At 47.1% G+C, this 22,190-nt stretch carries 36 protein-coding genes; 34 read left to right on the forward strand and 2 right to left on the reverse strand.

Annotated features, from left to right (window positions below; translation table 11 throughout):
* Positions 1-151: 151 nt before the first annotated feature.
* Together dnaB and alr are read left to right on the forward strand one after the other, a co-directional pair.
* Complete coding sequence (gene dnaB / locus CWE09_RS13920) at positions 152-1,546, forward strand: replicative DNA helicase (protein WP_241974386.1); 1,395 nt, start codon at positions 152-154, stop codon at positions 1,544-1,546.
* The gene (alr, locus tag CWE09_RS13925) at positions 1,546-2,628 is read left to right on the forward strand and encodes an alanine racemase (protein ID WP_126804675.1); all 1,083 of its coding nucleotides are present in this window, start codon (positions 1,546-1,548) and stop codon (positions 2,626-2,628) included. Before dnaB ends, alr begins: the two co-directional genes overlap by 1 nt.
* Before the next feature lie 88 nt (positions 2,629-2,716).
* On the opposite strand, the gene CWE09_RS13930 is transcribed toward alr, so the two are convergent.
* Both CWE09_RS13930 and zur read right to left on the reverse strand, forming a co-directional pair.
* Positions 2,717-3,184, reverse strand: a complete 468-nt coding sequence (locus tag CWE09_RS13930) for a chemotaxis protein CheX (RefSeq protein ID WP_126804676.1) — start codon at positions 3,182-3,184, stop codon at positions 2,717-2,719.
* Between the two features lie 12 nt (positions 3,185-3,196).
* Positions 3,197-3,661 carry a zinc uptake transcriptional repressor Zur gene (gene zur / locus CWE09_RS13935; protein WP_126804677.1) on the reverse strand — a complete coding sequence of 155 codons (465 nt, stop codon included), beginning with the start codon at positions 3,659-3,661 and terminating at the stop codon, positions 3,197-3,199.
* A 128-nt stretch (positions 3,662-3,789) separates the two neighbouring features.
* Between zur and dusA the strand changes: the two genes are divergently transcribed.
* The 32 genes from dusA (at position 3,790) to rplQ (ending at position 21,890) form a co-directional block, all read left to right on the forward strand.
* Positions 3,790-4,800, forward strand: a complete 1,011-nt coding sequence (gene dusA, locus CWE09_RS13940; RefSeq protein WP_126804678.1) for a tRNA dihydrouridine(20/20a) synthase DusA — start codon at positions 3,790-3,792, stop codon at positions 4,798-4,800.
* 209 nt (positions 4,801-5,009) lie between these two features.
* On the forward strand, positions 5,010-5,249 hold the full coding sequence (locus CWE09_RS13945) for a hypothetical protein (RefSeq protein ID WP_126804679.1): 240 nt from the start codon (positions 5,010-5,012) through the stop codon (positions 5,247-5,249).
* A gap of 207 nt (positions 5,250-5,456) precedes the next feature.
* Positions 5,457-6,659, forward strand: a complete 1,203-nt coding sequence (locus CWE09_RS13950) for a dipeptidase (protein WP_126804680.1) — start codon at positions 5,457-5,459, stop codon at positions 6,657-6,659.
* A gap of 188 nt (positions 6,660-6,847) precedes the next feature.
* Positions 6,848-7,159 carry a 30S ribosomal protein S10 gene (gene rpsJ, locus CWE09_RS13955; protein WP_111570037.1) on the forward strand — a complete coding sequence of 104 codons (312 nt, stop codon included), beginning with the start codon at positions 6,848-6,850 and terminating at the stop codon, positions 7,157-7,159.
* A gap of 35 nt (positions 7,160-7,194) precedes the next feature.
* Positions 7,195-7,833, forward strand: coding sequence for a 50S ribosomal protein L3 (gene rplC / locus CWE09_RS13960; RefSeq protein ID WP_126804681.1), 639 nt, complete (start codon positions 7,195-7,197; stop codon positions 7,831-7,833).
* 18 nt (positions 7,834-7,851) lie between these two features.
* A complete protein-coding gene (gene rplD, locus CWE09_RS13965) occupies positions 7,852-8,457 on the forward strand; it encodes a 50S ribosomal protein L4 (protein WP_126804682.1) in 606 nt (201 codons plus the stop codon).
* Complete coding sequence (gene rplW / locus CWE09_RS13970; RefSeq protein ID WP_126804683.1) at positions 8,454-8,756, forward strand: 50S ribosomal protein L23; 303 nt, start codon at positions 8,454-8,456, stop codon at positions 8,754-8,756. The genes rplD and rplW overlap by 4 nt, the downstream gene beginning before the upstream one ends.
* 17 nt (positions 8,757-8,773) lie before the next feature.
* Positions 8,774-9,598, forward strand: coding sequence for a 50S ribosomal protein L2 (rplB, locus tag CWE09_RS13975; protein WP_126804684.1), 825 nt, complete (start codon positions 8,774-8,776; stop codon positions 9,596-9,598).
* A 19-nt stretch (positions 9,599-9,617) separates the two neighbouring features.
* Positions 9,618-9,896, forward strand: coding sequence for a 30S ribosomal protein S19 (gene rpsS / locus CWE09_RS13980; protein WP_126804685.1), 279 nt, complete (start codon positions 9,618-9,620; stop codon positions 9,894-9,896).
* A 12-nt stretch (positions 9,897-9,908) separates the two neighbouring features.
* The gene (rplV, locus tag CWE09_RS13985; RefSeq protein ID WP_126804686.1) at positions 9,909-10,241 is read left to right on the forward strand and encodes a 50S ribosomal protein L22; all 333 of its coding nucleotides are present in this window, start codon (positions 9,909-9,911) and stop codon (positions 10,239-10,241) included.
* 11 nt (positions 10,242-10,252) lie between these two features.
* On the forward strand, positions 10,253-10,939 hold the full coding sequence (gene rpsC / locus CWE09_RS13990) for a 30S ribosomal protein S3 (RefSeq protein WP_126804687.1): 687 nt from the start codon (positions 10,253-10,255) through the stop codon (positions 10,937-10,939).
* Positions 10,940-10,950: 11 nt separating this feature from the next.
* Positions 10,951-11,364, forward strand: coding sequence for a 50S ribosomal protein L16 (gene rplP / locus CWE09_RS13995; RefSeq protein ID WP_126804688.1), 414 nt, complete (start codon positions 10,951-10,953; stop codon positions 11,362-11,364).
* Positions 11,364-11,555 carry a 50S ribosomal protein L29 gene (gene rpmC / locus CWE09_RS14000; RefSeq protein WP_126804689.1) on the forward strand — a complete coding sequence of 64 codons (192 nt, stop codon included), beginning with the start codon at positions 11,364-11,366 and terminating at the stop codon, positions 11,553-11,555. Before rplP ends, rpmC begins: the two co-directional genes overlap by 1 nt.
* Entirely contained in the window at positions 11,555-11,818 is a 264-nt protein-coding gene (rpsQ, locus tag CWE09_RS14005; RefSeq protein WP_126804690.1) for a 30S ribosomal protein S17, read from the forward strand. Before rpmC ends, rpsQ begins: the two co-directional genes overlap by 1 nt.
* Before the next feature lie 132 nt (positions 11,819-11,950).
* Positions 11,951-13,159: a carbohydrate porin gene (locus CWE09_RS14010; protein WP_241974387.1), complete on the forward strand. Its 1,209-nt coding sequence runs from the start codon at positions 11,951-11,953 to the stop codon at positions 13,157-13,159.
* 218 nt (positions 13,160-13,377) lie between these two features.
* Positions 13,378-13,746, forward strand: coding sequence for a 50S ribosomal protein L14 (rplN, locus tag CWE09_RS14015; protein ID WP_126789364.1), 369 nt, complete (start codon positions 13,378-13,380; stop codon positions 13,744-13,746).
* A gap of 10 nt (positions 13,747-13,756) precedes the next feature.
* Positions 13,757-14,071 carry a 50S ribosomal protein L24 gene (rplX, locus tag CWE09_RS14020; protein ID WP_126804691.1) on the forward strand — a complete coding sequence of 105 codons (315 nt, stop codon included), beginning with the start codon at positions 13,757-13,759 and terminating at the stop codon, positions 14,069-14,071.
* A 19-nt stretch (positions 14,072-14,090) separates the two neighbouring features.
* On the forward strand, positions 14,091-14,630 hold the full coding sequence (gene rplE, locus CWE09_RS14025; protein ID WP_126804692.1) for a 50S ribosomal protein L5: 540 nt from the start codon (positions 14,091-14,093) through the stop codon (positions 14,628-14,630).
* Positions 14,631-14,641: 11 nt separating this feature from the next.
* On the forward strand, positions 14,642-14,947 hold the full coding sequence (gene rpsN, locus CWE09_RS14030) for a 30S ribosomal protein S14 (RefSeq protein ID WP_126804693.1): 306 nt from the start codon (positions 14,642-14,644) through the stop codon (positions 14,945-14,947).
* A gap of 26 nt (positions 14,948-14,973) precedes the next feature.
* Positions 14,974-15,366 (forward strand): 30S ribosomal protein S8, encoded by a 393-nt coding sequence (rpsH, locus tag CWE09_RS14035; protein WP_126804694.1) that lies wholly within the window; start codon positions 14,974-14,976, stop codon positions 15,364-15,366.
* 13 nt (positions 15,367-15,379) lie between these two features.
* Positions 15,380-15,913, forward strand: a complete 534-nt coding sequence (rplF, locus tag CWE09_RS14040) for a 50S ribosomal protein L6 (RefSeq protein ID WP_126804695.1) — start codon at positions 15,380-15,382, stop codon at positions 15,911-15,913.
* Positions 15,914-15,922: 9 nt separating this feature from the next.
* Complete coding sequence (gene rplR, locus CWE09_RS14045) at positions 15,923-16,276, forward strand: 50S ribosomal protein L18 (protein ID WP_126804696.1); 354 nt, start codon at positions 15,923-15,925, stop codon at positions 16,274-16,276.
* Positions 16,277-16,285: 9 nt separating this feature from the next.
* A complete protein-coding gene (gene rpsE / locus CWE09_RS14050; RefSeq protein ID WP_126804697.1) occupies positions 16,286-16,786 on the forward strand; it encodes a 30S ribosomal protein S5 in 501 nt (166 codons plus the stop codon).
* A gap of 7 nt (positions 16,787-16,793) precedes the next feature.
* Entirely contained in the window at positions 16,794-16,976 is a 183-nt protein-coding gene (rpmD, locus tag CWE09_RS14055; RefSeq protein ID WP_126804698.1) for a 50S ribosomal protein L30, read from the forward strand.
* Between the two features lie 3 nt (positions 16,977-16,979).
* Positions 16,980-17,414: a 50S ribosomal protein L15 gene (gene rplO, locus CWE09_RS14060; protein WP_126804699.1), complete on the forward strand. Its 435-nt coding sequence runs from the start codon at positions 16,980-16,982 to the stop codon at positions 17,412-17,414.
* 7 nt (positions 17,415-17,421) lie between these two features.
* Positions 17,422-18,753 (forward strand): preprotein translocase subunit SecY, encoded by a 1,332-nt coding sequence (secY, locus tag CWE09_RS14065; protein WP_126804700.1) that lies wholly within the window; start codon positions 17,422-17,424, stop codon positions 18,751-18,753.
* Between the two features lie 24 nt (positions 18,754-18,777).
* Complete coding sequence (gene rpmJ / locus CWE09_RS14070; RefSeq protein WP_111570027.1) at positions 18,778-18,891, forward strand: 50S ribosomal protein L36; 114 nt, start codon at positions 18,778-18,780, stop codon at positions 18,889-18,891.
* Positions 18,892-19,011: 120 nt separating this feature from the next.
* A complete protein-coding gene (gene rpsM, locus CWE09_RS14075; protein ID WP_126804701.1) occupies positions 19,012-19,368 on the forward strand; it encodes a 30S ribosomal protein S13 in 357 nt (118 codons plus the stop codon).
* A gap of 14 nt (positions 19,369-19,382) precedes the next feature.
* Entirely contained in the window at positions 19,383-19,772 is a 390-nt protein-coding gene (gene rpsK / locus CWE09_RS14080) for a 30S ribosomal protein S11 (protein WP_126804702.1), read from the forward strand.
* A gap of 30 nt (positions 19,773-19,802) precedes the next feature.
* Positions 19,803-20,423: a 30S ribosomal protein S4 gene (gene rpsD / locus CWE09_RS14085; RefSeq protein WP_126804703.1), complete on the forward strand. Its 621-nt coding sequence runs from the start codon at positions 19,803-19,805 to the stop codon at positions 20,421-20,423.
* A 25-nt stretch (positions 20,424-20,448) separates the two neighbouring features.
* A complete protein-coding gene (locus tag CWE09_RS14090) occupies positions 20,449-21,438 on the forward strand; it encodes a DNA-directed RNA polymerase subunit alpha (RefSeq protein ID WP_126804704.1) in 990 nt (329 codons plus the stop codon).
* A 53-nt stretch (positions 21,439-21,491) separates the two neighbouring features.
* Positions 21,492-21,890 carry a 50S ribosomal protein L17 gene (rplQ, locus tag CWE09_RS14095; RefSeq protein WP_126804705.1) on the forward strand — a complete coding sequence of 133 codons (399 nt, stop codon included), beginning with the start codon at positions 21,492-21,494 and terminating at the stop codon, positions 21,888-21,890.
* Positions 21,891-22,190 lie beyond the last annotated feature (300 nt).

Consider the following 22,190-nt stretch of genomic DNA (forward strand, 5'->3'; position numbering starts at 1 on the left):
GTTAATGTAAGCTTGAGAAAGGGTGCCTTAGGGCACCCTTTTTTGTTTTCCGGGTGCTTACTTTTATTTTTCGGGTAAGTCAGCTTTCTTCGTGAGGCTAGCTTGTGTATGATTTCCTACCGTTCGTTAAACCCGTTAAATGAGAGCGCCCGTGCCAGCACCCGTTAAAAGAAAAGACGCCCAGGTAGATGCCATTAAAAGTGCCCCCCATTCGATAGAGGCCGAGCAGTCGGTATTGGGTGGTCTGATGCTGGATAATGAAGCCTGGGACAACGTCGCCGAACGAGTGATTGGTGATGACTTTTATCTACGCTCTCATCGTTTGATATTCCAGGGTATGCACCACCTGGTTGAACACCAGAAGCCTATCGACTTAGTCACGTTATCAGAGTTGCTTGAACAGACTGGTGAATTGCAGCAAATAGGTGGTTTTGCCTACTTGTTGGAAATCCAGAAGAATACCCCCAGTTCAGCCAATATTCTGGCTTATGCAGATATTGTACGTGAACGCGCCGTTATCCGTGAAATGATCAGTGTGGCCAATGAAATTGCCGAGTCGGGTTTTGATACCCAGGGCCGGCAAAGTCATGAGCTGCTGGATATGGCTGAGTCCAAGGTATTTAAAATAGCTGAGAAGCGGGCTAATGCCAGTGAAGGCCCTATGGATATTTCCGATATCCTGGAAAAGACTCTGGACCGAATTGAATTTTTGAGTAAACAAACCAATCACAACGGTGTCACCGGGGTGTCTACCGGCTTCCATGACCTGGACCGCATGACTACCGGGTTACAGCCTTCGGATCTGGTCATCATCGCCGCACGGCCTTCGATGGGTAAAACCACTTTTGCGATGAACATAGCTGAACACGCTGCTTTGAACGAAGACAAACCAGTGGTTATTTTCAGTCTGGAGATGCCCGCCGAACAAATCATGATGCGGATGCTGGCTTCACTGAGTCGGGTTAACCAGACCAAAGTACGGACCGGTAACCTGGATGATGAGGATTGGGCGCGTATCAGTTCAGTGATGGGCATGCTGAACGAAAAGAACAATATGTACATTGATGACGGTTCTGGTCTTACGCCCACCGAAGTGCGTTCCCGCTCGCGTCGTATTGCCCGTGAACATAACGGTATTAGCATGATCATGGTGGATTACCTGCAGTTGATGACAGTGCCCGGTATGAGCGAGAACCGGACTCTGGAAATCGCTGAGATTTCGCGTTCACTGAAGGCGCTGGCGAAAGAACTTAAGTGCCCGGTGGTGGCGTTGTCGCAGTTGAACCGCTCGCTTGAGCAGCGTGCTGATAAACGGCCAGTGAACTCGGATTTACGTGAGTCAGGGTCGATAGAGCAGGATGCGGATTTGATTATGTTTATTTACCGTGACGAAGTCTACAATCCGGAAGGCGATAAACAGGGACTGTCGGAAATTATTATTGGTAAACAGCGTAATGGTCCCATAGGTTCAATAGAGCTTAAGTTCCACGGTGCCCTGTCACGCTTTGATAATTACGCCCGTCCTGAGCAAGAGGACGACTATTAATGCGACCGGCCTGGGCAGCTATTGATCTTAAAGCCTTGCAACATAACTTAAGGTTATTGCGTGAGAAAGCAGGGCATCGTCAGTTATTGGCTATCTTGAAAGCTAATGCTTATGGACATGGATTAACGCGTATCGCTGCTGAGTTACAGCAGGCGGATGCTATTGGTGTGGCAAGAGTCGATGAGGCTTTGGCGTTACGCCAGGAAGGTATTGTTAAACCTATAGTTCTGCTTGAAGGTTTCTTTGAGCCTTCTCAGTTAGCTGTATTGGCAGCCAGCCAGATACAGACCGTGATTCACACCGAACATCAGTTAGTACAATTAGAACGAGCTGAATTAAACACGCCGTTAAAAGTCTGGTTAAAAGTTGATACGGGTATGCATCGTATAGGTGTGGAACCTGAAGAAACGGTAGCTTTTTATCGGCGTTTACAGGCTTCAGACAATGTTGATGGCGATCCTATTCTGATGACTCATTTTGCTTCCGCAGATACCCCTGAAGTCGAGCAAAATCAGCAGCAACTTGCGGTTTTCAATTCTTTACAGGATAGCTTGCAGGCACGCCTCTCTATTTCTAATTCTGCTGCGTTTCTCGCTGACCTTGCTCCACAGGATAACTGGGTCAGACCGGGCCTGGTTTTATATGGCGTTTCGCCGTTCGCTGACAGAAGAGGTCAGCAACTGGGTTTAAAGCCTGTGATGACATTGCAGGCGAGTATTATTTCCACTCGTGAGATAGATCAGGGTGAAAGTGTCGGTTACGGTGCTGCCTGGACGGCACGTCATAAAACGCGTATCGGCATACTAGCTATTGGTTATGGCGATGGCTATCCACGTAACGCTCCTGAGGGCACTCCGGTATGGATTGAAGGGCGTTGTTATCCTTTGGTCGGGCGCGTGTCGATGGATATGTTAGCTGTTGATTTAGGCCTGGATAGTGATATTGAAATTGGCGCTACCGGTGTGTTGTGGGGGCCGCAATTGCCAGTAGAAGAAGTTGCCGAACATGTGGGTACTATTAGTCATGAGCTGCTGTGCAATGTAGCCCGTCGTGTAGTTCTTGACTACGGTGACGAGAATTAATACAGCTTAAAAATGGTGAAAAAAATGGGGTCAGAGCTAAAATTAACCACTTTTAAGTGGTTAATTTTAGCTCTGACCCCATTTGTGTTTAAATCTTATCGAAACAGATCTCTATGTGGGCTTTGCCTGCTGCATGGGTGAAGGGCATAATCAACTTTGGCCCTTCTGAGCGGTGGCTGATGCTGTGGTTAAATCCCGAAACCACCACAGGAGAGGCCATTTCAAACTCAAAGCCTTTTTCACCCAGAGTGCGTTTTGCACCACCGGTTACCATGTTGGTAATTTCGCCAACCATATCGGTGATGTCATCGTTAATTTCAGATGGTTTTTCACCCAGCATGTTTTTCATGATTTCCAGAGCTAACGATTCGTCAAAAGTAATCGAAAACGATCCTTTTGTCTGCGGCCCAACCATACCTATCAGTCCTGACACATCACCGCGGGCGAGGTCATCCTCTTTCATCTGAGGTTTACCGGGTGTTAGTTCAATTTGCGCCATCATAGAAAGCACATTTTGCACTGAGGTCAGAAAGGGGTTAATAAAATCAGCATTCATACTTCGTTTCCGTTAATGGCTTAACTGGTTGCCTTTTTGGCAGCTCTCGCATAGTCCTAGCGCTTCGACGGTTTGTTGTTCAACAAGGAAGCCTTGCGCTTGCGCCTGGCTTACAAATTGTTCATGCACTCCGTCAGAGTGTATCTCTTGTACGTTACCGCAGGACCGACAGATCAACATTTGCACTGGATGTTGTTTTTCAAAGTGCGAGCAGAGAACGTAGCTATTGGATGAAGAAATTTTATGTACGAAACCTTGTGCCTGCAGAAAATCCAGCGCCCGATATATAGTCGGGGGCTTCGCGTTGGGGACTTCTTTTTTCAGTTTATCGAGCAAATCATAAGCGCCTATGGCGCCGTCATGTTCACTAAGCAGGTTGAAAACTTCGCGTCTCGCCGGGGTCATGCGTACCCCGCGGTGCAGGCAAAGTTTTTCAGCTCGGGCGATTAACTGTTGATTGCGTTGCTTTTTTGTCATAGCGCTAGCTTAGCATGAGTTAAATAGTAAATGCATGCATTTTAGTGCATAGAATGAGCGGTGCAGATTAGTGTATAATCGCACCTTAAAGCGTTTCATCTCTATATAAACAAGTACTTAGGCAGGTTATGGTGCATCCGGTAAAAATAGATAAAAGCAGAGTTTTCTCAGTCGCTCCCATGATCGATTGGACGGACCGCCATTGCCGCTTTTTTCATCGGCAACTGAGCCAGCATGCGGTGCTCTATACCGAGATGATAACCACTGGGGCTATCATTCACGGGAAGGCTGACTTTCTTGCTTATAATCAGGCTGAACATCCAGTGGTACTGCAGCTTGGTGGCAGTAACCCGGCTGATCTGGCTTATTGCACCGGGTTGGCGGTAGAGCGTGGTTATGACGAAATCAATCTGAATGTAGGTTGCCCGTCGGATCGTGTACAAAACGGTCGCTTTGGTGCCTGTTTGATGGCTGAACCTGAGTTAGTCAGGGAGTGTCTGGGCGCTATGCAGGAAGCCGCAGGCGAGATTCCAGTTAGCATTAAAACCAGATTGGGTATTGATGAACAGGATAGTTACGAGTTCTTATGCCGATTATTGGAAGTGCTCCCTGAAGCTGGTGTGAAGAATGTGACCTTGCATGCCCGTAAAGCCTGGTTAAAAGGGCTGAGCCCAAAGCAGAACCGGGATATTCCTCCTTTAGATCATGCTCGGGTTTATCAGGCGAAACGGGACTTTCCTCATTTAAATATCCACATCAATGGTGGTATTCAGGATTTGCAACAGGCGGAACAGCATCTTGAGCATGTGGACGGTGTCATGCTTGGGCGGGCGGTATATCAGAATCCTTGGTTATTGAGTCAGGTCGATGAGCAGATATACGGTCAACCGGGATTGCTACAGAAGCCACAGGATGTGTTACCTGCCATGGCGGAGTACATTGAGCAGCATATCGCAACCGGTGGTAAGTTCTGGCATGTGGCTCGCCATATGCTTGGATTGTTTCAGAGTTGCCCAGGTGCGCGGCAGTGGCGTCGTCATTTAAGTGAGCAGGGGCCGCGTGCGGTTAGTGTGGTTCCTTTGCATGAAGCCGCGGAAATGGTGCTGGAAAAGATAGGTGATCCCGCTTACGAAATTTAGTTGGTAAATTTGACCAATTCCTTTTATTTTTTCACTAAGTTTTAACTTTTAACGATATTTAAGTTTTTTGAATTTTAATTGAATATAAATAAAAGCCATAAATTTCAACTGGTTACAAATAAGTAAAAACTGGCACATGGTTTGTAATGTAGTAAAGCAATAGCGCAACGGGCGCTTTTATTTACTCACTACTTATATAGGAAAATACCATGAACAGTTTATTACTTACTTTCGCACTTTTCTCTAACCCAGCTCCTGCTATTGATGTGAGTGAGCTGATTGATATCAACGCCTGGCGTCAGGAGCTTCACGTTCAGATAGTAAGGGAAGCCGCCGAAGTTTCTGAGCTTATGAAAAATACGGTACGCGAAGGTATTAACCAGTTACAGGTAATTGAAATTGAAGAGCAGGAAGGCGTACTTCAGACCGCTGCAGCTAAGGGGCAGTAATTCATGCTCTGGTTTCTCATGCTTTTATGGTTAAGTTTGCCAGCGTTAGCAATAATAGCGGTTGTATCGCTAGCGGGGTTAATCAAAGGCATAACCCGAAAATTACCGCGTATATCCCGGCGGGTGTTTGAGTAGTCACTCGCCGCTTTCCATAAAGTCTGATAATCTGCATCTTATCTTATAAATAAAATGATAAAGGATGCGAACATGCGGTTAGCCACCCTTACTACAGCTTTAGCCTGTACCTTAGTTTTTACTTCCTCCTCTTATGCCACTGAAATATTTGCCAGTGAACGTGCCAAGCAAATTGCGCAGGACAGCCTCATTATTGACACCCATATCGATGTGCCCTGGCGCTTGATGAACGACTGGGAAGATATGACTGGTTCCGCTGAACGTGGTGACTATGATTATGAAAGAGCGGTAGCGGGTGGTTTGAATGCACCTTTTATGGCGATCTATATACCTAGCAGTTATGAAGATAATGGTGCTTACACCCTGGCTAATCAGCTGATCGACTTTGTTGAGTCTATGGTATACCGGGCACCGGACAAATACGCTATTCCACATCGCGCTGATGATTTATCTGAACACCAGCAGCAGGGACTGATTTCACTGCCTATGGGCATGGAAAATGGCGCCCCTATAGAAGGCAGCCTGGATAACCTGCATCATTTCTTTGAACGTGGTGTGCGTTATATAACCCTGGCCCATTCCGAAGACAATCATATTTCGGATTCATCTTATGACATTCGAGCCCAGTGGGGTGGCTTAAGCCCCTTTGGTGAAGAGCTGGTGGTTGAAATGAATCGCATTGGCATGATGGTAGATGTCAGTCATATCAGCGACGCTGCTTTTTATGATGTTCTGGAAATAACGGAAGTGCCGGTGATTGCGACTCACTCTTCAGCACGCGCTTTCACTCCGGGATGGCAACGTAATATGAGCGATGAAATGATCGAAGCGTTAGCCGAGAATGGTGGTGTAGTCCAGGTTACATTCGGTTCTACCTTTGTCACCGCACAGGCTAACCAGCACCGTGCTCGCATTCAGCGCTTAACCGATGAAATCAATGAAGAGTTCGGAGAAGGCACTGAAGAAGCAGAAGCCGCTATCGCGGCTATGCGTGAAGAAAATGAATACCCCTTTGCTACCTATGAAGATGTGCTTAACCACTTTGACCATATCGTTGAGCTAGTGGGCATTGACCATGTAGGTATAGGATCGGATTACGATGGCGTAGGCGACACCTTACCGGAAGGATTGAAAGACGCGAGTACCTTTCCTAACTTAATCCAGGGTTTCTTAGACCGCGGTTACAGTGAAGAAGATATTGATAAAATTCTCTATAAAAATACCATGCGTGTATGGCATGCAGCTGAGGCTTATGCAGAGCAGCATAAGTCTTGACACTGGCAGGTAAACCCGTATAATCCCGCACCAAGGCTCATAGGCTTCTGTCTGTGAGCTGCATCAGCAACCCCGATTGGGGGTTGAACGGTAGTTGAAAAAACATCATCTTCGGGCAGAAATGCCAGTGAAGATGCGTGTTTTTTTATGCTCTTTTTTAAATGCTCTTTATATATGAGGCTTTGATTATGTCTAGTCAAAGAATTCGGATTCGCTTGAAAGCGTTCGATCACCGCCTGATTGATCAGTCGACAGCAGAAATCGTTGATACTGCAAAACGCACTGGCGCACAGGTTCGTGGCCCTATTCCACTACCCACGCGCAAAGAACGTTTCACTGTGTTGATTTCTCCTCACGTGAACAAAGATGCTCGTGATCAGTACGAGATCCGCACTCACAAGCGTCTTATCGACATCATTGAACCTACTGAAAAAACAGTAGATGCGCTGATGCGTTTGGACTTGGCCGCTGGCGTTGATGTACAAATCAGCCTGGGTTAAGTGAGCAATAGGATTCTGGATAAGAGGTTTTAACAATGGCTATTGGTCTAGTCGGTCGTAAAGTCGGAATGACTCGCATCTTTCAAGAAGATGGCGCTTCAGTTCCTGTGACTGTGATCGAAGTGCAAGCAAACCGCGTGACTCAGGTAAAAGGCCTGGACACTGACGGTTATCGCGCGCTTCAGGTGACCACTGGCAGCAAAAAAGCTAACCGAGTCAACAAGGCTTCAGCGGGTCATTTCGCTAAAGCAGGTGTTGAAGCGGGTCGTGGTCTTTGGGAGTTCCGCCTTGGAGAAGGTGAGTACGACGAGATCACGGTTGGCAATGAGCTGACTGTGGAAATATTAGCAGACGCAAAATTAGTCGACGTAACCGGTACCTCTAAAGGTAAAGGTTTCGCTGGCGCGGTGAAACGCTGGAATTTCAGCATGCAGGACGCCACGCACGGTAACTCACTGTCGCATCGCGCTCCTGGTTCAATTGGTCAAAACCAATCACCGGGTAAAGTATTCAAAGGTAAAAAGATGGCCGGCCAAATGGGTAACGAACAGGTAACTGTTCAGTCTCTGGAAGTCGTCCGTGTTGACGCTGAACGCAACTTAATTTTAGTTAAGGGCGCGGTCCCTGGTGCAACGGGCGGCGACGTCATCGTTAAACCAGCGGTTAAAGCGTAACGTCTGAGGAGATTAGTGATGGAATTAGCATTAAAAGACGCGAAAGGCGCTCTTGAAGTTTCCGAAGCTACCTTTGGACGTGAGTTTAACGAAGCTCTCGTGCATCAGGTTGTAGTAGCCTATGCGGCGGGCGCACGTCAAGGTACGCGTGGTCAACTGACACGTTCCGAAGTTTCAGGTGGTGGTAAAAAGCCATGGCGTCAGAAAGGTACAGGCCGAGCTCGTGCCGGTACTATTCGTAGTCCAATCTGGCGTTCTGGTGGTGTGACTTTTGCAGCAAAACCGCAGGATCACAGCCAGAAAGTTAATAAGAAAATGTACCGCGGTGCTATTAAAAGCATTCTGTCGGAACTGATTCGTCAGGATCGTTTGATTGTTGTCGAAAACTTTAGCGTTGATGCGCCAAAGACTAAGCAACTGAAAGCGAAACTGAAAGAATTGGATTTGCAGGACGTTTTGATTGTCACTAAGGAAGTTGATGAGAATTTGTTCCTTGCTTCACGTAACATCTACCGTGTAGACGTACGTGACGTTCAGGGTATCGACCCGGTCAGCCTGATCGCGTTTGATAAAGTTCTGATGACTGCCGATGCGGTGAAGCAGCTTGAGGAGGCCTTATCATGATTAGCGAAGAACGTATGTTGAAAGTGTTGCTAGCCCCTCACGTTTCTGAAAAGGCAACTATGTCTGCTGAAGCCAATAATACATTGGTCTTCAAAGTAGCCAAAGATGCCACTAAAAAAGAAATCAAAGCTGCAGTTGCGAAACTGTTTGAAGTCGAAGTGACTGGTGTTCGCACTCTGAACGTGAAGGGTAAATCCAAACGCACAGGTGCGCGTATGGGTAAGCGTAGCGATTGGAAAAAAGCTTACGTGACTCTGACCGAAGGTGCTGATATCGACTTCGTCGGCGGCGCTGAATAAACAGGAGGATAGTGAAAATGGCAGTTGTTAAACAGAAGCCTACATCTCCGGGTCGTCGTCACGTCGTAAAAGTCGTTGGCCAGGACCTGTATAAAGGCAGACCTTACGCTCCGTTGTTGGAAAAAAACAGCAAGTCGGGTGGCCGTAATAACAATGGTCGTATCACAGTTCGTCACATTGGTGGTGGTCATAAACATCATTACCGTGTGGTTGACTTTAAACGCAATAAAGATGGTATTCCTGCGAAAGTTGAACGCATTGAATATGATCCTAACCGCTCTGCGAACATTGCGTTGGTGTTGTATGCTGATGGCGAACGCCGTTACATTCTGGCACCTAAAGGTCTGAAGCCTGGTACTCAGGTAGTTTCAGGCTCTGATGCGCCAATTAAACCAGGTAACACTTTACCAATGCGCAATATCCCAGTGGGTAGTACGGTGCATGCGGTAGAAATGAAACCAGGCAAGGGTGCTCAAATGGCACGTTCTGCTGGTGCTTATGTGCAGATTCTGGCACGCGACGGCATGTATGTAACCATACGCCTGCGTTCAGGCGAAGTACGCAAAGTTCTGGCTGATTGTCGCGCAACCATCGGTGAGATCGGTAATGCGGAACACATGCTTAAGCAGCTAGGTAAAGCTGGTGCTGCTCGCTGGCGTGGTGTTCGCCCAACCGTTCGCGGTGTTGCTATGAACCCGGTTGATCACCCACATGGTGGTGGTGAAGGCCGGACTTCAGGTGGCCGTCATCCGGTGTCTCCATGGGGTACGCCTACGAAAGGCTACAAGACCCGTAAGAATAAGCGTACTGACAAGTACATCGTGCGTCGTCGCACTAAATAAAGGCAAGAGGATTCACTAAATGCCACGTTCTCTTAAAAAAGGTCCATTTATAGACCTTCACCTATTGAAAAAGGTGGAGAAAGCGATGGAAAGCGGGGAAAAGAAACCATTAAAGACTTGGTCCCGTCGTTCAATGATCATTCCAGATATGATTGGATTGACCATCGCTGTTCACAATGGCCGTCAACATGTTCCAGTATTTATTACTGATGAAATGATTGGTCATAAATTAGGCGAATTTGCTCCGACTCGCACTTACCGCGGCCACGCTGCGGATAAGAAAGCGAAGAAACGTTAAGAGGTAAATACAATGGAAGCTATTGCTAAACATAAATTTGCCCGCGTTTCCCCTCAAAAGGGGCGTTTGGTTGCAGATCAGATCCGTGGTCAATCAGTTGCACAGGCGCTTGAAATTCTGGCTTATAGCCCGAAGAAAGCCGCAACGTTGATCAACAAGGTTCTTGAGTCTGCTATCGCAAACGCGGAGCATAATGAAGGTGCTGACATCGATGAGTTGAAAGTAGCCTTTATCATGATTGATGAAGGTCCTACCATGAAGCGAATCAAGCCTCGTGCAAAGGGTCGCGCCGATCGTATCTTGAAGCGTACCAGCCACATTACTGTGGTTGTGTCAGATAGCTAGGAGATAAAATTATGGGTCAAAAAGTACATCCTAATGGTATTCGCCTAGGTATCACCAAGCCATACAATGCTACCTGGTACGCGGATTCCAAGGATTTCGCCAACAACCTGCACAGCGATCATCAAGTGCGTGAGTTTCTGAAAGAGAAACTTAAAAGCGCTTCGGTGAGCCGAATTGTTATTGAACGCCCTGCAAAGAGCGTCCGCGTAACTATTCACACTGCTCGTCCTGGTGTTGTCATTGGTAAGAAAGGTGAAGATGTTGAGAAACTGCGTTTGCAGGTTTCTAAACTGACTGGCGTGCCAGCTCAGATCAACATCTCTGAAGTTCGTAAACCTGAGCTCGATGCCCAGTTAGTCGGCGAGAACATCGCTGGTCAGCTTGAGCGCCGTGTCATGTTCCGTCGCGCTATGAAGCGTGCGGTACAGAACGCGATGCGTCTGGGCGCGCAGGGTATCAAAGTGGAAGTCAGCGGTCGTTTAGGCGGAGCAGAAATTGCCCGTACTGAATGGTATCGTGAAGGCCGTGTGCCTTTGCATACACTGCGTGCAGATATTGATTATGCAACCAGTGAAGCTCACACCACCTACGGTATCATCGGCGTGAAGGTATGGGTCTTCCGTGGCGAAATCCTTGGGGATATGCCAATACAGGAAGAGCAACCTAAACCTTCTAAGCGCGGCAAAGGTCGTAAGTAAGGAGAACCGATATGTTACAACCTAAGCGTACTAAATTTCGCAAGGTTCACACAGGCCGTAACCGCGGTCTGGCGCAGACTGGTAATAAAGTCAGCTTCGGTACTTTCGGCCTGAAAGCGGTTGAGCGTGGTCGTATGACTGCTCGCCAAATCGAAGCTGCCCGTCGTGCGATGACTCGTCACGTTAAGCGTCAAGGTAAAATCTGGATTCGGGTATTCCCTGATAAGCCAATTACTGAAAAGCCGCTTGAAGTGCGTATGGGTAAAGGTAAAGGTAACGTCGAATACTGGGTTTGCCAAATCCAGCCAGGTCGTGTTTTATACGAAATGGACGGCGTTCCAGAAGAGTTGGCACGTGAAGCTTTCCGCCTAGCGGCAAGTAAACTGCCATTCAAAACCATTTTTGTTTCTCGGACGGTGATGTAATGAAAGCTAGCGAACTGAAAGATAAAAGCGTTGAACAGCTGAATGAAGAGCTGCTTGGCCTGCTTCGCGAGCAATTCAACTTGCGTATGCAAGCAGCCACCGGCCAGCTGAATCAAACTCATATGTTGAAGCAAGTGCGTCGCGATATTGCACGAGTGAAGACACTTCTTAATGATAAGGCAGGTGCGTAATGACTGAATCTAAATCTATCCGTACTCTGCAAGGTCGTGTAGTTAGTGACAAGATGGATAAATCTATCGTTGTAGCTATCGAGCGTCGGGTTAAACACCCAATCTATGGTAAGTACATTACTCGTACTACTAAGATTAAAGCGCACGACGAAAGCAACCAGTGCGGTCAGGGTGACCTCGTGACTATTCGCGAAACTCGTCCTATCTCGAAAGGGAAAAACTGGACTTTGGTTGACGTTGTTGAGAAAGCAACCGTTATTTAATTAGTTTACTAATTAAGTTCGGCAAAACGGCTCCTTCGGGGGCCGTTTTTTTATGCGCTTGATTTAATTGAGGTTGTTAACTTTACATTCGCCACTATACTGACATTACATAAATTAAAACTGGAGAAGTACATGCGGCTATCTTACGCAGCAACTGGTTTATTAAGTGTAATATTATCTTCCTCTGTAGCTTTTGCTCAAAGTGATGAAGAACGGTTGCAGCAATTGGAAGAGCGTATCCAGGAGCTGGAGCAGGAACGAGAGCAGGCAGAAGAAAGCGAGGACGGTATCAGCCTCGGTGGCGCGGTGCGTTTTCAGTATGTGTTGGCCGATTATGATGAAGGTCAAAAAAACCGTGGCGGTGACCTGCAGCTGGATATTTTTCGGCTGAATTTAGATGGTCAGATAAATGACGTGATCCTGTCGGCGGAGTATCGCTGGTTTGAGTATATGGAAGCGCTTCGTCATGCCTATTTTGGTTATAACTTTAGCGACGAGTGGCAGGGGCAGGTGGGTATCATCATTCAGCCTTTTGGCGTGATGCCTTATAACTCTCATAATTACTTTTTTAATTCTACGTTTTATGTGGGCCTTGAAGATAACCCAGGATCCGGGCTATTAATGAAACGACGCAGTGATAACTGGGATCTTGATTTTGCGCTGATCCTGAACGACGAGCTGGGTGGCGCGACCGGTGATGTGCGCAGTCGGGCAGATAGTTACAATTACAATATTGTAGGTATTCGTCTTCCGGGGGAAGGTATTTATGATGACCCTGAGTTTACCGCAAGTGAAAACAATACACTGATGACTCGTATTGCGCGTAAATGGCATTTTGACGATTCGATGCTGGAGCTAGGGGTGTCAGGCAAGTTTGGTGACGTGGACGACGGCACCGCTTCGGTGGGTAGTCAGGCAACCTGGGGTATACATAGTGTGTATGAGACGGGTCGCTGGGAGTTTCACGCACAGTACGCGCGTTATGATTATGACCTGGATATCGAAAACGAAGGCATTATGGTTGGTGCTTATGCCTATTATGACACCATACCTACAGCGGCTGATGTTATTACCGCAAATGTGGCCTATAGTTATCCAGTAGAGTGGGGGCCGGTTTCACAGCTGCAGTTTTATAATAACCACAGTATTATTACCAACAAACGCGGCTATGAAGAAGATACCTGGATGAATGTTCTAGGCATGGCCGTGACCGCTGGTGGCGTGTTTACCTATGTGGATTTAGTAACAGCGCAAAACCAGCCTTTTATTAATGGCTCCTTGGCAGGAGAAAGCACGGGCACGCAAACCCGGTTTAACATTAACTTCGGTTATTACTTCTAATCAGGTGGTGTCTTTAGTACACTGTGTAACTTGAATACAGCGCTGTTGACTTTGCTTTACCAGCGCTTTGTTTTTCTTTGCTTTACCTCTGTTACGCCTCTTGTTTTTCTGTTACAATTCGCCGCCCTCGTAATATGGGGACGTCTTCATATTGTTTTATGAAGATTGGGAAAGGTCCGATTTGGACCTGTTTTTTTAAACTCAAGCGGAGCACTGAGATGATCCAAATGCAAACTATGCTGGACGTTGCCGATAACTCCGGCGCGCGTAGCGTACAATGTATTAAGGTTCTAGGTGGTTCGCACCGCCGTTACGCTAACATTGGCGACATCATCAAAGTTACTGTCAAGGAAGCAATTCCTCGCGGTAAGGTGAAGAAAGGCGATGTAGTAAACGCGGTGGTCGTACGCACCCGGAAAGGCGTCCGTCGTCAAGACGGCTCTGTTATCCGTTTTGACCGCAACGCGGCTGTTTTGCTTAATGCAAATGAGCAGCCAATTGGTACTCGTATCTTTGGACCAGTGACTCGTGAACTTCGCTCTGAGCAGTTCATGAAGATTGTTTCACTGGCGCCTGAAGTACTATAAGGAGTAAACAATGGCGGCTAAAATTAAACGTGATGACGAAGTGGTGGTCCTGGCCGGTAAAGACAAAGGCAAGCGCGGAAAAGTACTGCGTGTCTTAACCGAGAAGAACCGCGTATATGTGGAAGGTGTAAACCTGATTAAGAAACATCAAAAGCCGAATCCGGCTTTAAATCAGGCGGGTGGCATTATTGAAAAAGAAGCCTCCATGCACGTTTCAAATGTAGCGATTTTTAATCCAGCGACTGAAAAAGCAGATCGTGTTGGTTTCAAGATTGAAGATGGCAAGAAAGTGCGCGTTTTCAAATCTAACAATGAAATCATTTAACTAAACATTGGAGTATACGATGGCGAAACTGCATGATTTTTACAGCGATACTGTAGTGCCTGAACTCATGAAACAGTTCAGTTACGACAGCGTCATGCAAGTCCCTCGGGTTGAAAAAATCACCCTGAATATGGGTGTTGGTGAAGCATTAACTGATAAAAAGATTCTCGATAATGCGGTTGCAGATCTGGAGGCCATTGCTGGCCAGAAACCAGTTCGCACTGTGGCTCGTAAATCTGTTGCTGGCTTCAAGATCCGTGAAGGCTACCCGATTGGCTGTAAAGTAACTCTGCGCGGCGAGAAAATGTGGGATTTCCTACAGCGTTTGATTTCAATCGCAATTCCTCGTATTCGTGATTTCCGTGGCCTGAATGCTAAATCATTCGACGGTCGTGGCAACTACAGCATGGGTGTCCGTGAACAAATCATCTTTCCTGAAATCGAGTATGACAAAGTCGATCGGGTTCGTGGTTTGGACATCACTATCACCACTAATGCTGGGAATGATGAAGAAGCTCGCGCACTGCTAGCTGCCTTTAGCTTCCCGTTCAGAAAGTAAGGTGTAGAGTTATGGCAAAAGTTTCAATGAAAATGCGGGAGCTCAAGCGTACCAAGCTTGTAGCCAAATACGCAGAGAAGCGCAGCGCGTTGAAGGCAGTCATTGCTGACCCTTCGTCGTCAGACGAACAACGTTGGGAAGCGGTGTTAGATTTACAAAAGCTCCCTCGTGATTCCAGTTCCTCACGTCAGCGTAATCGCTGTAATGTTACTGGTCGTCCTCATGGATACCTTCGTAAATTCGGCATGAGCCGTATCAAGGTCCGTGAGAAAGCAATGCGCGGTGAAATCCCTGGCTTGAAAAAAGCTAGCTGGTAAGCCACGAATCACGGGAGATAGCAATTATGAGCATGCAAGATCCAATTGCGGATATGTTCACTCGCATTCGCAACGCGCAAGGTGCGAACAAGGTTGCCGTGAAAATGCCAGCTTCTAAGCAAAAAAAGGCAATTGCCCAAGTATTGCAGGAAGAAGGTTTTATCACTGGCTTCAATGTAGAATCAGGCGCTAAGCCGGAACTGGAAATCGAACTGAAATATTTCGAAGGCAAACCTGTCATCGAATCTATTCAGCGCGTTAGCCGTCCAGGTTTACGTATTTACAAAAAGCGCAACGAACTGCCATCTGTTATGGGTGGATTAGGGGTTGCAGTGGTTTCAACTTCAAAAGGCTTAATGACCGATCGCGCCGCCCGTAAAGCGGGACTTGGTGGCGAAATTCTCGGTTATGTAGCGTAACAGGAGGTAGGATATGTCACGTGTTGCTAAGGCACCAGTCGCTATTCCTGCTGGCGTAGAAGTTACGTTACAGGGTCAGGAAGTGACCGTTAAAGGTGCTAAAGGGTCTATGACCCGTGTGTTTAACAATGCAGTAGCTATTACCAATGCTGATGAACAGCTTTCATTTGAACCTCGCGAAGGCGCGGCAAATGGCTGGGCTCAGGCTGGTACTGCTCGTGCGTTGGTAAACAACATGGTGCAGGGTGTCACACAGGGTTATGAGCGTAAGCTTTTACTCCAGGGTGTTGGTTACCGTGCCCAGGCACAAGGCAAAAATTTGAACCTAAATTTAGGCTTCTCTCACCCAGTTTCTTACGAGATCCCAGAAGGTATTACTGTGGACACTCCTACGCAAACTGAAGTGGTAGTAAAAGGCGCCGATAAGCAACTGGTAGGTCAGGTTGCTGCTAACATTCGCGCATATCGTAAACCAGAGCCTTATAAAGGCAAAGGTGTTCGTTATGCTGATGAGCAAGTGCGTCGTAAAGAAGCCAAGAAAAAGTAGGGTAATCCGATGAACAAAAAATCAGCTCGTTTACGTCGCGCTACTCGCACGCGTAAAAAGATCCAAGAGTTGGGTGCAACGCGCCTTGTGATTCACCGTACCCCACGGCACATTTACGCACAGTTAATTGCATCTAACGGTTCTGAAGTACTGGCGGCCGCATCTACAACCGAAGCTCCTATTCGTAAAGATGTAGGCTCTACCGGTAATGTAGAAGCAGCTAAAGCAGTGGGTAAAATCATTGCTGAACGAGCGAAAGAGAAAGGCGTAGAGTCTGTTTCTTTTGACCGTAGTGGTTTCAAATACCACGGTCGCGTTGCTGCACTGGCAGATGCTGCCCGTGAAGCAGGACTTCAGTTCTAGGAGACGAACATGGCAAATGCAGAAGCTCAAAACGGTGAGTTCATGGAAAAGTTGATCACAGTTAACCGCGTATCGAAAGTGGTTAAAGGTGGTCGCATTTTCAGTTTCACCGCATTAACTGTGGTCGGAGATGGTCAGGGCAAAGTAGGTTTCGGTTACGGTAAAGCACGTGAAGTGCCAGCCGCTATTCAGAAAGCTATGGAGAAAGCACGTCGCAACATGGTAAACGTGCAGCTGAACGGTGATACCCTTCAGCACCCAGTTAAAGGCCGTCATTCTGGTTCACAGGTATTTATGAAACCAGCCTCTGAAGGTACTGGTATCATCGCCGGTGGTGCGATGCGTGCAGTATTGGAAGTGGCCGGTGTTCACAACGTATTGTCTAAGGCATACGGCTCAACCAACCCGATCAACGTAGTTCGCGCTACGATCAAAGCCCTGGAAGCTATGAATTCTCCAGAGCAGATTGCAGCGAAACGTGGACTGCCTGTTGACGCAATTGTGGGGTAAGTGAACAATGGCTAAAAAGACAGTAAAAGTAACCCAGACTAAAAGTGCTATCGGTCGTTTACCGAAGCACAAAGCGACTTTACGCGGTCTAGGTCTACGCCGAATTAATCATACAGTGGAATTGGAAGATACTGTTTCAATACGCGGCATGATTAACCGAGTTAACTATATGGTTAAGGTGGAGGGTTAAGATATGTTGTTAAATTCATTGACGCCTGCACCCGGCGCTAAGACTGACAAAAAGCGTGTAGGTCGCGGTATTGGTTCAGGCCTGGGTAAAACTGGTGGTCGTGGTCACAAAGGGCAGAAGTCTCGCTCTGGTGGCAGCGTTAAACCAGGTTTCGAAGGCGGCCAGATGCCACTTCAACGCCGTTTGCCAAAATTTGGCTTTACATCTCGTAAAGGGATAGTAACAGCTGAAGTTACATTGGCAGAACTGGCAAAAGTGGACGGTGATACAGCAAGCGTAGCTATTCTTAAAGAAGCTGGTTTGATCAAAAAGAACATTCAGTTCGTGAAAGTGATCAAATCTGGCGAAGTTAGCCGCGCAATTACCGTTCAGGGTGTAAAGGTAACTAAAGGCGCTCGCGAAGCAATCGAAGCGGCCGGCGGTAAAATCGAAGGATAAGTGATAAATGGCTAAACCAGGATTGGATAACTCCAGCGCGAAGGGCGGCGGCTTGTCTGAGCTCAAAACTCGTCTGCTGTTCGTGCTCGGTGCGATCATCGTATTCCGGGCCGGTTCCTTTGTGCCTATTCCTGGTATAGATGCCGCCGTTCTGGCAGATCTGTTCGCTCAGCAACAGGATACCATCGTGGCCATGTTTAACATGTTCTCTGGTGGTGCCCTGGAGCGAGCGTCGATTCTCGCACTAGGCATTATGCCTTACATTTCGGCCTCGATTATTATGCAATTGCTATCTGTGGTACATCCAAAGTTAGCAGAGCTTAAGAAAGAGGGTGAAGCGGGACGACGTAAGATCAGTCAGTATACGCGTTGGGGTACATTGGTACTTGCTACGTTCCAATCAATAGGGATCGCAACTGGTCTGCCGAATCTGATGCCAGGTTTGGTAATAGATCCGGGTTTTGCGTTCTACTTCACGGCTGTAGTGAGTCTGGTTACCGGGACTATGTTCCTGATGTGGCTGGGTGAGCAAATTACAGAACGTGGGATTGGGAACGGTATCTCAATTATCATCTTTGCCGGGATTGTCGCAGGCCTGCCGTCTGCTGTGGGTCAAACTGCAGAACAGGCGCGTCAGGGCGATTTACATTTATTATTGTTGCTGTTAATCGGTGTTATTATTCTCGCCATCACTTATTTTGTGGTGTTTGTAGAGCGCGGACAGCGTCGCATTGTGGTAAACTATGCGAAACGTCAGCAAGGCCGTAAGGTTTTTGCCGCGCAAAGCTCTCACTTACCATTAAAAGTGAATATGGCTGGTGTAATTCCACCCATTTTTGCATCGAGTATTATTTTGTTTCCGGGTACAATAGCGACCTGGTTCGGACAGGGTGATACTGGTATTTCGAATATTCTGCAGGAAGTGGCTTTGACCCTTTCTCCAGGACAGCCGTTATACGTGATGCTCTATGCAGCCGCGATCATCTTTTTCTGTTTCTTCTATACTGCGTTGGTATTTAACCCTCGTGATACAGCGGATAATCTGAAGAAGTCTGGTGCGTTCATTCCGGGTATTCGCCCAGGTGAGCAAACCTCGCGTTACATTGATAAAGTAATGACCCGTCTGACACTTGCAGGCGCACTGTACATTACCTTTATTTGTTTGGTTCCTGAGTTCATGATGATTGCGTGGAACGTTCAGTTCTACTTTGGTGGTACATCGTTATTGATTATCGTCATCGTCATTATGGATTTCATGGCACAGGTACAAACTCATATGATGTCTCATCAGTATGAGTCAGTGCTCAAGAAAGCGAATCTTAAGGGCTATGGCCGCTAAGATCGCAGGTTACGGAGAGTAGCAATGAAAGTTCGTGCTTCCGTTAAGAAGATCTGCCGTAACTGTAAGGTTATTCGACGCAACGGTGTTGTTCGTGTAATCTGCAGTGACCCAAAGCATAAGCAGCGGCAGGGTTAAGTAGAGAGCCAGTCCAGTGCCATTGAGCACTGGACTTGGTTTTATTTGCAATGCGTCAATCGGTTGAGTATCCTATCGGGCTTTTTAACCGATGACCCTTTAACTATAGGAGATGTGTTAGTGGCCCGTATCGCTGGCATTAACGTCCCTGACAATAAGCATGCAGTAATTGCATTGACTTCGATTTACGGTGTAGGCCGTACTCTGTCGAAGAAGATTCTTGCAAATACTGGCATCCCAGAGACCACTAAAATTGGCTCTTTGTCAGAAGAAGAACTCGATAAGATTCGTGAAGAAGTAGGTAGCTACTCTGTAGAGGGTGACTTACGTCGCGAGATTTCGATGAATATTAAACGCTTGATGGACCTCGGTTGTTTCCGTGGCTTTCGTCATCGTCGCAGCTTACCTCTACGTGGACAACGCACTAAAACTAATGCGCGTACTCGTAAAGGTCCGCGTAAACCAATCCGAAAATAAGGGGGAATTGAGAAATGGCTAAAACACCTACTCGTTCTCGGAAACGCGTTAAAAAGCAAGTTGCCGATGGCATGGCTCATATTCATGCATCTTTCAACAACACTATCATCACCATTACTGACCGTCAGGGCAATGCTCTGTCGTGGGCAACTGCAGGCGGCTCCGGCTTCCGTGGTTCTCGTAAGTCAACGCCGTTTGCTGCTCAGGTAGCTGCAGAACGTGCGGGTGAAGTAGCGAAGGAATACGGCGTTAAGAACCTAGAAGTGTTTGTGAAAGGTCCAGGACCAGGACGTGAATCATCGATTCGTGCTCTGAATGCTGTTGGCTACAAGATCACAAACATTACTGACGTGACACCGATTCCTCACAACGGTTGTCGTCCGCCTAAGAAACGTCGCGTTTAACTGGCGTGAAACGATAGTTGGAGAAAGAAGATGGCTAGATATTTGGGTCCAAAACTCAAACTGAGTCGTCGCGAAGGGACCGATTTGTTCCTGAAGAGCGGCGTTCGCGCAATTGACACTAAGTGTAAATTAGAATCTGCACCCGGTCAGCATGGAGCCCGTCGTGGTCGCCTGTCTGATTACGGTGTTCAGTTACGCGAAAAACAAAAAGTACGTCGCATGTTTGGCGTATTAGAAAAGCAGTTCCGTAATTACTATAAGGACGCTGCTCGTATTAAAGGTAATACTGGTGAGAACCTACTGCAATTGCTCGAGCAGCGTCTTGACAATGTTGTGTACCGTATGGGCTTTGCCTCGACTCGTGCAGAAGCGCGTCAGTTGGTGAGTCATAAAGCGATAGTCGTTAACGGTCAGGTAGTCAACATTCCTTCATTTAAAGTGAAGCCAGAAGATGTTGTCAGCATTCGTGAGAAAGCTAAGAAGCAGGCACGGATTGCAGCTGCCCTGGAACTGGCTGATCAGCGTGAAAAGCCAACTTGGGTTGAAGTAGATAACAAGGCAATGGAAGGTACTTTTAAACGTCTTCCAGAGCGTACTGACTTATCTGCGGAAATTAACGAACAGTTGATCGTAGAGCTTTACTCTAAGTAAAGCTTAAGCATAAAGAGAGGACACAATGCAGGGTTCTGTAACCGAATTTTTGAAACCAAGGTTAGTAGATATTGAACAAGTCAGCCCCAACCATGCCAAGGTAACCCTTGAGCCGCTGGAGCGCGGATTTGGTCACACGCTAGGAAATGCGCTGCGTCGTATTTTGCTCTCTTCAATGCCCGGTTGTGCGGTCACGGAAGTTGAGATCGACGGCGTGCAGCATGAATACAGCACGAAAGAGGGTATTCGGGAAGATATTATTGAAGTCCTGCTTAACCTTAAAGGCCTGGCCGTCCATATGGAAGGCAAGAACGAAGCCACGTTGACCTTGACTAAATCCGGCACAGGTCCTGTAACTGCAGGCGATATTACCACTGATGGTGACGTCGTAATCAGTAATCCTGACCATCTGATTTGCACTTTAACCGGTGACACTGAAGTGTCTATGCGGATTAAAGTCGAAAAAGGTCGTGGTTATGTTCCTGCGAATGCTCGTCAGGTAGACGAGGATGAAGATCGTCCAATCGGCCGCTTACTGGTTGATGCTTCTTTCAGCCCTGTAGAACGCATTGCGTATACAGTGGATTCAGCTCGTGTAGAACAACGCACTGATTTGGATAAGCTTGTGATTGATATGGAGACCAATGGTACTCTGGATCCTGAAGAAGCTATCCGTCGTGCAGCGACTATCCTGGCTGAGCAGTTGGAAGCTTTTGTCGAACTACGCGACATGAGTGAACCAGAAGAGAAAGAAGAGAAACCAGAATTCGATCCAATCTTGCTGCGTCCGGTCGATGACCTGGAACTGACAGTTCGTTCAGCGAACTGTTTGAAAGCAGAAGCGATTCAATACATTGGTGACTTGGTACAGCGTACCGAAGTTGAGTTATTGAAAACTCCGAACTTAGGTAAGAAGTCGTTGACTGAAATCAAAGACGTATTAGCTTCTCGTGGACTGTCTCTGGGCATGCGCCTGGAAAACTGGCCACCTGCAAGTCTGGTCGACAATGATTAAGTGTACCGCTTAGGTCACCTTGGTATAGAGTTTTATTTAGAAGGGTAAAGGTTATGCGCCATCGTAAGAGTGGTCGTCAACTCAACCGTAACAGCAGTCATCGCCAGGCGATGTTTCGCAACATGGCCAGCTCTTTAGTTCGTCACGAAGTTATTAAAACTACCGTGCCAAAAGCTAAAGAACTGCGTCGCGTTATCGAGCCTCTTATCACATTGGCTAAGCAAGACAGCGTTTCAAACCGCCGTTTAGCTTTTGCTCGTACTCGTGATAAAGAAGTAGTCGGTAAGCTGTTTAGCGATTTAGGTCCACGTTATTCAGAGCGTCCAGGTGGTTACACTCGTATTATGAAGTGTGGCTACCGCGCTGGTGACAATGCCCCTATGGCATATGTTGAACTGATTGACAGACCAGTAGTTGAAGATGAAACTGTTGAAGAAGCAGTTGAAGAATAAGTTTTAACTCCTGGTGGGTTAATTCTAAAAAAAAACGGGGCTTCGGCCCCGTTTTTTATTTAGCGTCCCTGCTATACGCTGCATCCCTGTAGATTTAAAGATGACACTTTTATTTCGTTCTGACTACCAGTTGTGACTCAGTTCTGAGTCGTATACGCAATATCGTACAAATCCAGCCAAAAGTGCTGCTAAAAAAAGCAGATCGTTTAAAGATCCAGCGAACGATCCTGTAATCGTAAAAAAAGCTTCAAATGGGGTTGCGTGTGCGCCGGGGATCTATATAATTCGCCTCCGTTGTCA

It is taken from the genome of Aliidiomarina minuta (genome assembly GCF_003987145.1).
Lineage (GTDB): Bacteria > Pseudomonadota > Gammaproteobacteria > Enterobacterales > Alteromonadaceae > Aliidiomarina > Aliidiomarina minuta.